We start from the raw sequence: 13585 nt of genomic DNA on the forward strand, positions 1-13585 counted from the left end.
TTATGGGTAAAATCCAGCTTTTAAGCGAACATATCGCGAACCAGATTGCCGCAGGGGAAGTGGTGGAACGCCCTTCCTCCGTCGTCAAAGAGCTTGTTGAGAACTCGGTCGATGCAGAGAGCACACGGATTGATGTAACCATCGAAGAGGGTGGGCTGCAGTTGATTCGCGTGTCCGATAACGGGACCGGTATGGCGCTCGAAGACTGTGAATTAGCCTTTCAGCGGCACGCGACGAGTAAAATTGCGACAAGCAAAGATTTGTTTTCGATTCGCACATTGGGTTTCCGCGGCGAGGCGTTGCCAAGTATCGCGTCGGTCTCCCGACTGGAGTGTGTGACGAGCTCTACAAATGATGGTTTAGGGCGGAAAATCTCCATCGAAGGCGGCACCATTCGGACGGTTGAAGAAACAGCCGCTTCGCGTGGGACCGAAGTGACGGTTAGAGATTTATTTTATAACACGCCTGCGCGCCTCAAATATATGAAAACGATCCAAACCGAGCTAGGCCATATTTCGGACTATATGTACCGCTTAGCGCTAGCACACCCCGGCATTGCCTTTTCGCTGAAGCACAACGGCAATATGCTGCTGCAAACGCTGGGCAACGGCGATTTGCTTCAAGTGATCGCCGGCATATACGGCACAGCCATCGGCAAGCAAATGCTTCCACTCCAAGTGGATAGCTTGGATTACACCATCACGGGCTTCGTTGCGAAGCCCGAAATGACGCGCGCGAATCGCGGCGGCATATCGACCATTGTGAATGGCCGATACGTCCGCAATTTCGCGCTGAATCAAGCGCTGCTGCAGGGGTATCATACCCTGCTGCCGATCAACCGCTTCCCGGTTGCTGTGCTGCAAATCGGGATGGACCCTGCCCTGGTGGATGTGAATGTGCATCCATCCAAGCTTGAGGTCCGCTTCAGCAAAGAAGCGGAGTTGACCGCTCTAATCGAGGCGGAGGTCAAACGATTATTCGGCCGTCAGGTACTGATTCCTACGGGAAGCAAGCCGTCAGCCCCGAAGGGCGCCTATATTCAGGAGCAGCTCGATCTCACGCGAACGATTGAACCGTTAGCAGCACCGAATCCTAGTGTTGCAAAAGCAATGGAAACTCCGACGGAAACGGATGCTCCGCGGATTCAAATCAAAGAGAGCGTGACGGCTTACAAACCTGAGCTGCCGAAGCCGGCATTTGATTTGCCGGTAAGAAAGGCAGAACCTAAATCATGGTCTCCTCCTGCGGAGGTTCAGAGACATACAGCCAACCCGAGTCCGTCCTATTCCAGTAGGACTTCATCAACGCAGGCGGCCAGCTCATATTCGTCGGCAGCCGCAAATCCAAGACAAGTTTCGATTCAGCAGCAGCGCCGCACGAATGAAGCCTTCATGGATTTGCTGCCTTCGAATGAAGAGAGCGAACAGCCGAAGCTGCCGGCTTTTCCAAGTTTAGAGCCTATCGGCCAAATGCATGGCACCTATTTGATTGCACAAAATGGCGATGGTCTGTACTTAATTGATCAGCATGCTGCACATGAGCGGATTAATTATGAATATTATTATGAGCGTTTTGGCAATCCTGCTGAGGCAAGCCAAGAACTGCTCGTTCCGATAACACTGGAGTTTACGCCTTCAGAGGCTGGGATTCTCGCGGATCGATTGTCTCTTTTTGAACAAGCCGGCGTGTTTATGGAAGCTTTTGGCGGCAATACGTTCCTGGTTCGCGCTCATCCTCATTGGTTCCCGTCAGGGGAAGAAAAAGGCATCGTCGAAGAAATGTGCGAATGGGTGCTTAGCGAGAAGAAGGCGGTTGATATCGCCAAACTGAGGGAGAAAGCAGCGATTATGTGTTCCTGCAAAGCCTCCATTAAAGCGAATCAAGGGCTTAGTGTCTTAGAGATGGAGACCCTTATTGACCGTCTTGCGGGCTGCCGAAATCCGTATACATGTCCGCACGGACGACCTATTATAGTTAGTTTTACGACCTATGAACTGGAAAAAATGTTTAAGCGAGTGATGTAACCCCGTGATTGTAACGACATCTTTTGATCCTTCGATTGAGGTAGTAAGCAAAGCAGGACGATTGGCTGAGGCTTATGGCGGCCGATTCGTCCCCCGAAGGAAGTATTCTTTGGAACATCTTAGGAAAAATAATAAGGATTCTGCCCTTCTGCTTGTGACCAGGGAAGAGATCAGGTACTATGAAGATGACCATCCTGCAGCTTTTTTCCATCCCAGTATGGCACTCGTTCGCGTGAAGCGTATGCTTAGAGGTGAAATAGACCTATTGGTTGAAGCCTCAGGTGCGGCAAGCGGCGATGTTATTGTGGATTGTACAGCAGGTTTAGCGTCAGATTCGATCGTGTTCTCCTTCGCTGTCGGCGCGCAAGGAAGCGTTACTGCCGTAGAAAGCGAAGCCATTCCGGCCATGTTGATTCAAGAGGGCTTAGCGCTCTACGAATCAGAGGTTGCGGAGCTTAACGAGGCCATGAGGCGCATATCGGTCATCAAGCAACATCATCTTGCCTATTTGCAACAATTAAGTGCAAAAAGCGTGGATGTTGTATACTTTGATCCGATGTTTCGCAATCCCATCGAAGAATCCCAAGCGATTTCTCATCTTAGAAGGAATGCGAACGATGAGGCCGTCACGCTGGATTCTATCGAAGAGGCCAAGCGTGTTGCACGCAAAAGCATTGTGCTCAAAGAAAACAGAGACAGCAAGGAATTTGCGCGTCTTGGTTTTGAGCATGTATTACGATCGACGACCAAAACAACGTATGGAGTGATTCGACTGTGTTAGCCCCATCAGCCAAGCCGAAATTACTCGTGCTTCTTGGTCCCACGGCAGTTGGCAAGACCAAGCTTAGTTTAGAAATTGCCCAGAAGTTCGGGTGCGAAATTATTTCCGGAGATTCCATGCAGGTCTATCGGGGGATGGATATTGGAACAGCTAAAGCGAGCGAAGCTGAACAGCTCCTTGTTCCGCATCATTTGATTGATATTCATGATCCTTCCTACCCTTTTTCGGCAGCGGAATTTCAAGAACGTGTGAAAGCATTAATCCTTGATATCCACTCGCGTGGAAAGCTTCCATTTATCGTTGGCGGTACAGGCCTATATATTGAGTCCGTCTGTTATAACTATCAATTTACAGATGTCAGTATGGATGAAGCGTTCCGTCTCGAGCAGGAGGCCTACGCGATTCAGCATGGCGACGAAGCCCTGCACTTGAAGCTGCGTGAAATTGATCCGGAAAGCGCAGATCGCCTGCACGCAAATGACCGTAGACGGGTGATTCGGGCTATGGAAATCTATCATGTCTCCGGTGAGACGATGACTTCCCATTTGGCCGCCCAGAAAAAAGAGTCCCCGTACGAACTATGTATCATTGGACTGACGATGGATCGTGCGCTTCTCTATAAGCGCATTGAAGAGCGCATCGACGAGATGATGCAAGAGGGACTCGTGGACGAGGTGCAGTCGATTTTGTCCGCAGGTTGTCCGAAGCAGGCCATTTCAATGCAAGCACTCGGCTACAAAGAAATCGTCAGCTATTTGGAGGGCGAGCTCACTCTTGATGCGGCTGTGACGCTGCTGAAGCGAGATACGCGCCGTTTTGCCAAGAGGCAGCTGTCCTGGTTCCGGCATATGAAAGATATCAACTGGGTGGATGTAACGGAGCCGGCAAATTTTTCTGACCATTTCGAAAAGATTAGTGATATACTAGCAGGAAAGTTTGTACATAAAATTGAATATAATTAACAAATATGACCACTAGAAAATAGCGCCGTCAGGCGATAGTTTCATTCCATTAAGGGGGACCTACTGATGAACCGATCCATTAACATTCAGGACAACTTTTTAAATCAACTTCGCAAAGAAAGCATTCCCGTAACCGTCTATCTTACGAATGGGTTCCAAATCAGAGGGCTTATCCGCGCATTTGACAATTTCACGATTATCATTGACAGCGAAGGCCGTCAGCAAATGGTGTACAAGCATGCCATTTCTACGTTCACGCCGCAACGCGCTGTTTCTTTAATGGCTGCAACGGAAACAACGGAATAATATTCCTTTACTCGTTTGGTTTTGCAACTTTTTAATGGACTGAACCGTCTAACCGAATAGACACTTGTGGGAGCAACCTTGTTTAAGGTTGTTCTTTTCTTGGTTAATAGATAAAGAATTGTACAACGAGGGAGTCGGTGGATTTGGAGAGACCTACGAATAAACAGTCAACAACGAATACCAAAACGAAACCACAAGGCAAGAAGAAAGGTCCTAAAAAGAAAAAGTTTAATTTTCGCAAATTAATCTTAGGTACCATTATAGCAACGATATTGGCAATCATTTGTGCAATGGCTATTTATATTGTCGTTATTATGAACGGCTTTAAGATTCTGGAAATGAATATCGATAAAATCGAGACGACGACAGAATCAACCCTTATTTATGCGCAGGAAGAAGGCAAAGATGCACAGCCTAAGGAAATCGCCAAAATTTATAAAGGCGAGAACCGGGAGAGCGTGAACATCAAAGACGTTCCGGAACGATTGAAGCAGGCGTTTATTGCGACGGAAGATCGCCGTTTTGAGCAGCACTCCGGTGTAGACTTCTGGGCGATTGGCCGAGCGCTGGTCAAGGACGTTATTCATATGAGCGCCGTTGAAGGCGGAAGCACCATTACCCAGCAGTTAGCCAAAAACGTGTTCCTCAGCTCAGAGAAAACAGCGTTCCGTAAAGGAACGGAGATGTCCATTGCGTTTGCTTTGGATGAAAAGTACACCAAGGATGAAATTCTAGAGCGTTATTTAAATCGCATTTTCTTTGGAAGTAATGCTTATGGCATTAAAGCGGCAGCCAAGGTTTACTTTGGCAAGTCCAATTTGAATGACTTAGAAATATGGGAAATGGCTACATTAGCCGCTTTGCCGAAGGCACCTTCGAAATACTCGCCGTTAGCGAATCCGGATCTGTCTAAGGAGCGAAGGGGTGTCGTGCTCAAATTGATGGCAGATCAAGGTTATATAACAGAAGCTGAACGTGCGAAAGCAGCGGCTGTGGATTACACACCTCCTGCGGCGGCCGCTACGAGCACCAAGGATTATGCCAGCTACGTGGATTACGTGATGAATGAAGCGGAAGATATGTACGATATTGATGAAGATGAATTGTTGACGAAGGGTTACCGGATCTACACAACGATGAATACGAAGGCGCAACAAACCATGGAGACAACCTACGCGAATCCGACCTTTTTCCAGAAGGATGCAACGGATGGACAGAAAATTCAAAGCGCCATGGTTATTGTAGATAACAAAACAGGCGGTTTGATGGCGATGATTGGCGGTCGTGATTACAAATCGCGTGGATTCAGCCGTATTTATTCCAAAAGGCAGCCGGGTTCTTCTTTTAAACCAATCGCTGCATACGGACCTGCCCTAGAGAGCGGGGATTATACGCCATATTCCATCTTGGATGATTCTCAAACTTCCTTCGGGAATGGGACGTATTCGCCACGCAACTATGACCGTGTAACGCATGGTCAAGTCACGATGCTTGAAGCCGTGAAAAAGTCGTATAACTTAGCTCCAGTCTGGCTGCTAGATAAAATGGGCGTAGGTGCAGGTATCAATTTTGCTAAAAACCTGGGCATCCAGCTGAATCCGACGAAAGACAGAAACTTGGCTATCGCCCTTGGAGGTCTTACGGATGGGGTTTCACCACTGCAAATGGCAACTGCCTATTCAGCCTTCGCAAACCAAGGATCACTCAACAAAACCCATGCGATTCTTCGCATAACGGATGCTCAAGGGAAAGAAATTGCTGCCTATAAAGCGGAGAAGAAACAAGTGATTCAGCCGAAAACCGCTTATTATATGACCCTTCTTCTTCAAGGAGTTGTCGAAACAGGCGGCACAGGTACGAAAGCGAAATTCAATCGTCCTGTCGCAGGTAAAACAGGGTCAACCGGTTTGGATATTAAAGGTATCGAGCAGTATGACCGTGACGTCTGGTTCGTTGGCTATACGCCGGAGTGGACGGCGGCCGTGTGGGAAGGCTTTGATAAGGTAGATTCGAAGCATTACGTGACCGTCGGTAGCGGAGGCACGGCGGCAATTTTCAAAGAGATCATGTCGAAGTCGCTGGATGGCGTTCCTATCACCAATTTCGTTAAGCCTGCGAATGTGCCGACACCAACGGAGACGCCTACTGGAGTTACCGATCTAGCGGCTGTTTATGAGATTGATAAGAAATCTGTTAAACTAACATGGACACCGGTTGGGGAGAAGACGAGTTATAATGTGTACCGCAAAGGTTCCAAGGAGACGGATGCTAAACTTCTCATCCAATCACCTACGCCAATTGTGAATGATTCCTCGGTATTCAGCGGGGAAACGTATCAGTATTATGTTGTTCCGTTCAGTGCAGATACGAATGTCGAGGGCGCCAAGTCGAATGTGGCTTCCGTTGAAGTTCCTAAGGATGACACGCTTCCGGACGGAACGAAGCCGTCGACATCGCCAGGAGTGTCACCTACGCCTTCACCGGGCAATGGAACGGACCCGACAAATCCGACGCAATCACCAGGAACGAAACCTACACCTACGCCAACGCCGGGTAACACGGTCAAGCCAGGTGGAAGCCCGAGTCCAAGTACAAGTCCAACTCCGAGTTCAAGCCCGAACGCAAGCAATGGACCAAGTCCGACACCAACGCCACCAACCAAGCCGGGGAATGGAACTCCGGATAAACCGAAGGATGGCAAGCCGGATGGCGAACAAGTCATTGTTCCCAAAACGCCGTAATGAAAAATCAGTAATGTGAAACCCACGATTAGACGGAGGAATTTACAATGAACCTGCTTAAACCAGCGAAACTATTGCCACTCACATTGATCGCACTTACGATGCTTGCTTCGGCCTGCGGCAATAAACCAACTGAAACTACTGGCGGTACGGCTACGCCAAAAAGCGGTGCTACAGCGCCGGCAGCTTCCACTTCGCCAGCCGCATCATCTGCGACAGGTTCAACTACAAAGCAATGGAGCAAAGCTCCGGATATGACGATTGATACAAATAAAAACTATCAAGCGGAAGTGACGACGTCGAAAGGCTCGTTCACGATTGATCTTTATGCGAAGGAAGCTCCCAAAACGGTTAACAATTTCGTGTTTTTATCCAAAGAGGGCTTCTACAATAATGTGACGTTTCATCGTATTATCAAATCATTTATGATTCAAACAGGAGATCCGCTAGGAACGGGCATGGGCGGACCTGGCTACAAGTTTGCGGATGAGCTCAAAACCACGCACAAATACGAGCTCGGTACAGTCGCAATGGCGAATTCCGGTCCCAATACGAATGGCAGCCAGTTTTTCATCTGCTCAGGCGATGACTGCGCGAACTTGAACCAAATGCCGAACTATACGATTTTTGGGAAAGTGACGCAGGAAGGTATGGCAACAATAGCCAAAATTGCTGACACTCCTGTAGAAAAGGGCGGAGAAGCTACGCCAAGCAAACCGAAAGAAAAGGTAACGATCAATTCCATCACGATTAAGGAAAAATAGAATAAATTACATGTATTGACATTACTATTGAAAGTTTGACGGGAGGGATGCCGGGTGAAACAACCCTGTTTATTGTTCCACGGATTTACAGGTGGGCCTTATGAAGTTGAGCCGTTAGCTCGGCATTTGCGTGAACGCGGTCAACTTTGTAAGGTGCCGGAGCTCCCATGGAATGGGGATGCCAATAACCAACTGAAAACATCCCGCTGGGAAGATTGGGTGAGGGCTGCCGAAGAGCAAGCGGAGAAAATGACGCAAGAATACGGCGAATTTGACATGGTCGGCTTCTCGATGGGTGGTTTGCTGGCAGCGTATTTATCCGTGAGATACCCGATTCGCAGGCTCATTTTATTAAATACGGCAGTCATTTATGTAAGTCCAGGGCGGATGCTTGAAGTGATGCGTGATGAATGGAAATATGAGCGGAAAATTTCGCTCGACAAGGCCAAATCAACACCACTGAGAGCAACTTGGCAGTTTGCGCGGCTAGTTAACAAATTAAAGCCCGAACTGAGTCAAGTGAACATTCCTACGCTAATTGCACAATCAGAGAAGGATCAAGTGATTCATCCACAAAGTGCGCGTTACATTTATAGCAAAGTCAAGGGTCAACGTGAGCTCCATTGGCATCCGAGATCCAACCACCTCATTTGCCATAGCGATGATGCGGCTGCATTGTTCCGGCAAGTAAGCGCATTTTTGGATAAGGAGCACCTGGATGACAGCCAAATCAAACATGAACCATAAGCAACGAACGGTTTCCTCAAAACCGCGCAAAGCTGCGAAACCATCTTCAAAAGCGGGTCCAAAGTCAAAATTTCGCAGAAGGCTAGCTTATTTGTTCCGAACATTTATCGTTTTGTTCCTTCTCGGTGTAGCTTGGATCATTTACGTACAGTGGAAGGTGCAAGTCGCTCCAGACCAAGTTTTGCCTAAGCAGGTTGACGTCGGCATTGTATTAGGAGCATCGCTGCGTCAAGATATTCCAAGCCCTGGGCTTCAGGAACGGTTAGATTTAGCTGTTAACTTATATAAACAAGGAAAGTTCAAAACACTGATCGTAAGCGGCGGTTTGGATCATAATGGCTCTAAACTGACTGAAGCAGAGGGTATGCGCAATTATTTAGTCCAAAAGGGGCTGCCCGCCAAAAGCATTCTGATCGAACCGCGGGCGACAAGTACGTACGAGAATTTGTTATTCTCCAAGCAAATTATGGACGAGCAGGGCCTTGTGAGCTCCATCATTGTGACGCACTCTTATCATGGCTCGCGATCGCTTGATATTGCGGAAACGGTAGGATTGAAAGAACCGCTCGTTTCATCCATCGATTCCAAAGTCCTGTTCATGCCGTATCATGAAGCTAGAGAAACGCTTGCTTATACGAAATGGATATGGGACAAGCTGCTGCTCAAGGTAAGCGTCTAAGTGGCGTGGACTCCAGTTCCGCCGAGATGCTCGTTAAACCGAAAAGAACCGTCAGGAGATGGATTTCCCTGACGGTTCTTCTTTTTCTTTAGCCGTTAACAATAGTTCCACCATTCACGTGCAGCACCTGACCCGCCATATAGGAAGAATCCTCGCTGGCCAGGAAGACGTAGCTTGCAGCAAGTTCACTTGGCTGCCCCGCACGCTTCATTGGTGTCGTTGAGCCGAAGGTCGCGACTTCCTGCTCCGTGAAAGTAGACGGAATCAACGGTGTCCAGATTGGACCCGGCGCGACGGCGTTCACACGAATGCCCTTGGCGTTCAGCTGCAAGGAGAGGGAGCGTGTGAAAGTAACAATCGCGCCTTTCGTGGCGGAATAGTCGATTAACTGCTCATGACCATGATAAGCTGTGATGGAAGCTGTATTGATAATGGCGCTACCCGATTTCAGATGGGGGAGTGCAGCTTTGGTTAAATAAAATTGTGAGAAGATGTTCGTTCTAAAGGTTCGTTCGAGTTGCTCGGACGTCACATTCTCGATGCTTGGCTGCGGATGCTGTTCGGCGGCATTATTCACGAGAATATCGAGCTTCCCGAATTGTTGAACGGCTTGCTCGATAATTTTCTTGCAAAAGTTCTCATCGCCAACATCACCTGCGACATGGAGACACTTCCGACCTGCCTTCTCTACATGCCGCTGCGTTTCTTCCGCATCTCCGTGTTCATTGAGGTAGACGAGCACGACGTCGGCGCCTTCTTTGGCAAAGGCTACCGCAACTGCCCTGCCTATCCCGCTGTCGCCTCCGGTAATTAGTGCGACTTTATCCTTCAGCTTGCCGGCTGCTTTGTAAGCAGCGTTGTCAAACTCAGGTCGCGGGTTCATTTGTGACTCAATGCCAGGTTGTGTATTTTGATGCTGTGGTGGAAAAACAGGTTTTGGCGTAGTAGCTGTTGCCATGCAAGTAAGCTCCTTTCATATCCTTAACAAATTCTTAGTTAGGATGATGCAAAGGGGCTCAAATCATACTTCATTCGGTAATGATAGCGATACTTGGTTTGGTAACCAAGTTTTTCATACAACGAAACAGCGGTCGTATTGGAGGCGACAACTTGCAAGTATTGCTGGGTTGCGCCATGCTCCAGACTCCAAGATGAGAGGGCTTGCAGAAGATAATAACTCAGACCTTGGCCTCGCTCCTTCTCGCTTACAACCACATTCAGAAAGCCGGCATATTCGCCTTCGACAATAGCCGTGGCGACGGCGATAATTTGATCATCTTTTTTTATTTTTATAAACCCTTTGGTCTTGGAGATTCGATCACATATTCCTTTGTAGCAGTCTTTGAGCGTCTTGTCGTAACGTTCAAGCTCAAGAAAAGCATCCAACCATTCTTCGTCCACTTCGCCTATCCATTCGGTCGTAATCGACAAAGGTGGTTTTAACAAAAGTTTCTCCTGTGCGAATGCGGCTGCTTCTTGAGCGTTAGCAAACATCATGAGACATGGAAGTTCATGGACATACCCCTGTGAATCCAACATCTCATCTAACCCAGGAGGCGATGCGTCGCTAATATGAAAAATGGCAGGAAGGCCTTTGTCAGCATAAAATTGTTCGACAAGCGGCAGCCAATTGGCGGTTTTCGGATAATCACCGATGGCAAGCACACTGTTGGCACGTTTCGTGACACCTTGGGTGGCTCGCAATTGCCAATTATCAATATAAGCGGTAATTTCGGCAGGCCATGTGTTGGAAGCAATGATATCGATTTCGTTGTAAAAAGTGATGGAATCGTTCATCAAACGTAGACTCCTTTCGATTGTTTCGAAGAGTTTTAAATAAATATACATATTAATGCATAAAAATACAATATCAAAAGTGGAAAAAAACAGTCCATTGATGTAAGCTATGAAACAACGGAAAGTTTATTGCAAACTGGCAACAGGAGTGGATAATTTGGAATTTATCATACGACGGGCGCGTTCCGAAGATTATGAGGCAGTCAACGCCATCATCCGTTTCGGCCAAGAGGAGCACGCGGCTGCTCTGCCTAAGTATTTTGCAAGATTGGATCGCGTCGTTGCCATGGGCTGGTACCGCAGCTTTTCCGATCAGGTGAACAAGGTCATATGGGTCGCTGAGAAAAGCGGGCAAGTGGCGGGTGTGGCGATGCTGGAGATGAAAAAAAGCCCATCCTATGAGGCACTGGTGCCACGCTCTTACGCCTATTTGAACGAACTCGCGGTATCACCTGAGTTTCAGCGGCAAGGTGTTGGAACGCTGCTCTATCAAGCATCGGCAGAGTGGGCGCGGGACCAGGGGGCTTCCTCTCTTGAGCTTAATGTATGGGAATTTAATGAGAGCGCCATCGCTTTCTATCGTTCTTTGGGCATGTCCACACTCAATCGAACGATGACGTCCGATTTATCTTACTAGTTAAAGGAGCATATGCATGCGATTTATAGATAACGAAGGAATAACAGATCCACGGATCAACTTGGCGATAGAGGAATATGCGTTAAGGCATTTGCCGGATCAGGACAGTTACCTGCTTTTTTATATGAACGAACCCTCCATAATTATTGGCAAAAATCAAAACACGCTGGAAGAAATCAATCCGGAATATGTAAAAGATCATAACCTCCATGTCGTTCGCAGACTATCCGGCGGCGGTGCTGTGTACCATGATTTAGGCAATTTGAATTTTAGCTTCATTACCAAAGATGACGGCAATTCTTTTCACAATTTTCAAAAGTTTACGGAGCCTGTCGTAGAAGCCCTTCGCAAACACGGGGTAGAGGCGGCATTAACAGGACGAAATGATATCCAGGTAGGCGAACGTAAAATTTCAGGCAATGCGCAGTTTGCAACCAAAGGCCGGATGTTCAGCCATGGCACGCTTTTATTTAACTCTGAGATAGAAAATGTCGTGTCTGCGCTCAAAGTTAGCCCTGATAAAATTCAATCCAAGGGCATTAAATCGATTCGCAGCAGAGTTGCGAACATCGTTGAGTTTCTGGATGCACCTTTAACGATTGAAGAATTCCGTTTGAAGCTATTGGCTTCCATATTCGGGATGGAGGCGTCGCAAGTGCCGACGTACAAGCTTACGGAAGAAGATTGGCGCCAAATTCGCAGCATATCCGAAGAACGTTATGGGAACTGGGATTGGAATTATGGCAAATCGCCGAAGAGTACGATCCAAAACTCCAAGCGCTTCGAAGGTGTTGGGAAATTGGATGTACGGCTAGCAATAGAAGAAGGCCAAATTCAAGATATCAAAATTTATGGCGATTTCTTCGGCGCTAGTGATGTAGCTGAGCTGGAAGAAGTGCTGCGCGGCTCCCGTTACGAAGAAAAGGCTGTACGAGAGCGGTTGGAAGGCGTTGAAATGCGGCGGTACTTTGGCGCTTTGGAGCTTGACTCTTTCGTTGCGCTACTCATGTTAACTTAAGCAATTGTGATTCATCCTGGGGAGGGAAATCCGGCAATGACGAAACTATATTTAATCCGGCACGGGGAGACGCTTTGGAACGAGGAGCGGCGCATGCAAGGGCATATGGATTCACCACTATCTGCTTTAGGCGAGCAGCAAGCTTTATGGTTGTCCTACGCTTTAAAAGATGTTCCCTTTGAAGCTATGTTTGCAAGCACCAGCGGTCGAACGCTGCAAACTGCACGTATTATCAAGGGGGATCGCGATCTGGCGATTCAGCCATCAGATGAATGGCTGGAAATGAATTTAGGCGACTGGGAGGGGCGCATCTCCGATGAAATTGAGCGATTAGACCCCGATAATTTCCATGCCTTCTGGCGTAATCCGGAAGCGTATCGTCCAGCGCGTGGCGAAACCTATTCAGATCTGCAGAAAAGGGTGACCCCGGCACTTGAACAATTGCTTGCAGCACACGAGGGGCAGACGATTGTGCTGGTATCACACACCGTCACGCTGAAAGTCATTATGGCTTATTTTGAGCGGAGAGGGCTTGCTGAGCTTTGGAATCCGCCCTATTTTCATCCAACGTGTTTAAGTCTAGTTGAAATCGTAAATAACGAGCCGCATATCCGTCTTCATGCAGACACTTCGCATTTTCAAGACGAAGCCTTCGGGTACTAACATTCAACAATTAGGAGGAATCGACAATGATTCTGGAAGTAGCCATTTTACCTGTGATTGCCGGGAAAAATACTGAATTCGAAGCAGCATTCCGCGAAGCATCATCCATTATTTCGTCCATGAAAGGGTATGTATCCCATGAGCTGCAGTCATGTATCGAAGATGGGAACAAATATCTGCTCCTGGTGAAATGGGAGAAGCTTGAGGACCATACCGTAGGCTTCCGAGGCTCAGCTGAGTACCAGGAATGGCGCAAGCTGCTGCATCATTTCTATGATCCTTTCCCGGTAGTAGAGCATTACACGCTGACGCAAACTTATGGCAAATAAAGCAGAAAAGCTTCCGACTTGGCTCGGAGGCTTTTTCTCTTGGTATAAGCTCTAATGATCGGTCTAAAAAACAAGGAATGCGCGTAGGATGGATAGATACCATCCATCGAAACCAACTTGTAAACGAGGTGATCCTC

General features: G+C 47.8%; 14 protein-coding genes. 12 read left to right on the forward strand and 2 right to left on the reverse strand.

Annotated elements, in window-relative coordinates; genetic code table 11:
* The first annotated feature begins 2 nt into the window (after positions 1-2).
* The 8 genes from mutL to GON05_RS30725 all read left to right on the forward strand — a co-directional run bounded on the left by mutL (position 3) and on the right by GON05_RS30725 (position 9004).
* Positions 3-2024, forward strand: coding sequence for a DNA mismatch repair endonuclease MutL (mutL, locus tag GON05_RS30690; RefSeq protein WP_157324678.1), 2022 nt, complete (start codon positions 3-5; stop codon positions 2022-2024).
* 4 nt (positions 2025-2028) lie between these two features.
* On the forward strand, positions 2029-2805 hold the full coding sequence (locus tag GON05_RS30695; RefSeq protein WP_181646357.1) for a class I SAM-dependent methyltransferase: 777 nt from the start codon (positions 2029-2031) through the stop codon (positions 2803-2805).
* Complete coding sequence (gene miaA, locus GON05_RS30700) at positions 2799-3767, forward strand: tRNA (adenosine(37)-N6)-dimethylallyltransferase MiaA (protein ID WP_181646358.1); 969 nt, start codon at positions 2799-2801, stop codon at positions 3765-3767. Before GON05_RS30695 ends, miaA begins: the two co-directional genes overlap by 7 nt.
* A gap of 66 nt (positions 3768-3833) precedes the next feature.
* Entirely contained in the window at positions 3834-4073 is a 240-nt protein-coding gene (hfq, locus tag GON05_RS30705; RefSeq protein ID WP_127451633.1) for an RNA chaperone Hfq, read from the forward strand.
* A gap of 143 nt (positions 4074-4216) precedes the next feature.
* Positions 4217-6814, forward strand: coding sequence for a PBP1A family penicillin-binding protein (locus tag GON05_RS30710; protein ID WP_157324680.1), 2598 nt, complete (start codon positions 4217-4219; stop codon positions 6812-6814).
* A 47-nt stretch (positions 6815-6861) separates the two neighbouring features.
* A complete protein-coding gene (locus GON05_RS30715) occupies positions 6862-7578 on the forward strand; it encodes a peptidylprolyl isomerase (protein ID WP_157324681.1) in 717 nt (238 codons plus the stop codon).
* A 54-nt stretch (positions 7579-7632) separates the two neighbouring features.
* Positions 7633-8325 (forward strand): alpha/beta hydrolase, encoded by a 693-nt coding sequence (locus GON05_RS30720; protein WP_181646359.1) that lies wholly within the window; start codon positions 7633-7635, stop codon positions 8323-8325.
* Entirely contained in the window at positions 8297-9004 is a 708-nt protein-coding gene (locus GON05_RS30725) for a YdcF family protein (RefSeq protein ID WP_246239592.1), read from the forward strand. Before GON05_RS30720 ends, GON05_RS30725 begins: the two co-directional genes overlap by 29 nt.
* An 88-nt stretch (positions 9005-9092) precedes the next feature.
* Here GON05_RS30725 and GON05_RS30730 read toward each other — a convergent pair whose 3' ends face one another.
* Together GON05_RS30730 and GON05_RS30735 are read right to left on the reverse strand one after the other, a co-directional pair.
* Positions 9093-9962, reverse strand: coding sequence for an SDR family oxidoreductase (locus tag GON05_RS30730; RefSeq protein ID WP_127451641.1), 870 nt, complete (start codon positions 9960-9962; stop codon positions 9093-9095).
* 38 nt (positions 9963-10000) lie between these two features.
* The gene (locus GON05_RS30735; protein ID WP_157324683.1) at positions 10001-10801 is read right to left on the reverse strand and encodes a GNAT family N-acetyltransferase; all 801 of its coding nucleotides are present in this window, start codon (positions 10799-10801) and stop codon (positions 10001-10003) included.
* A gap of 109 nt (positions 10802-10910) precedes the next feature.
* On the opposite strand from GON05_RS30735, the gene GON05_RS30740 reads away from it, so the two are divergent.
* From GON05_RS30740 to GON05_RS30755, 4 genes are read left to right on the forward strand one after another with little or no spacing between them, the layout of a single operon-like run.
* On the forward strand, positions 10911-11438 hold the full coding sequence (locus tag GON05_RS30740) for a GNAT family N-acetyltransferase (RefSeq protein WP_157324684.1): 528 nt from the start codon (positions 10911-10913) through the stop codon (positions 11436-11438).
* A gap of 16 nt (positions 11439-11454) precedes the next feature.
* A complete protein-coding gene (locus tag GON05_RS30745) occupies positions 11455-12456 on the forward strand; it encodes a lipoate--protein ligase (protein ID WP_157324686.1) in 1002 nt (333 codons plus the stop codon).
* A 36-nt stretch (positions 12457-12492) separates the two neighbouring features.
* Positions 12493-13119 (forward strand): histidine phosphatase family protein, encoded by a 627-nt coding sequence (locus GON05_RS30750; protein ID WP_157324688.1) that lies wholly within the window; start codon positions 12493-12495, stop codon positions 13117-13119.
* Positions 13120-13145: 26 nt separating this feature from the next.
* Positions 13146-13448, forward strand: coding sequence for an antibiotic biosynthesis monooxygenase family protein (locus GON05_RS30755; protein WP_157324691.1), 303 nt, complete (start codon positions 13146-13148; stop codon positions 13446-13448).
* The last annotated feature ends 137 nt before the right edge of the window (positions 13449-13585 follow it).

Origin of the sequence: Paenibacillus anseongensis, assembly GCF_009757995.1 — a bacterium.
Taxonomy (GTDB): Bacteria; Bacillota; Bacilli; order Paenibacillales; family NBRC-103111; genus Paenibacillus_E; species Paenibacillus_E chondroitinus.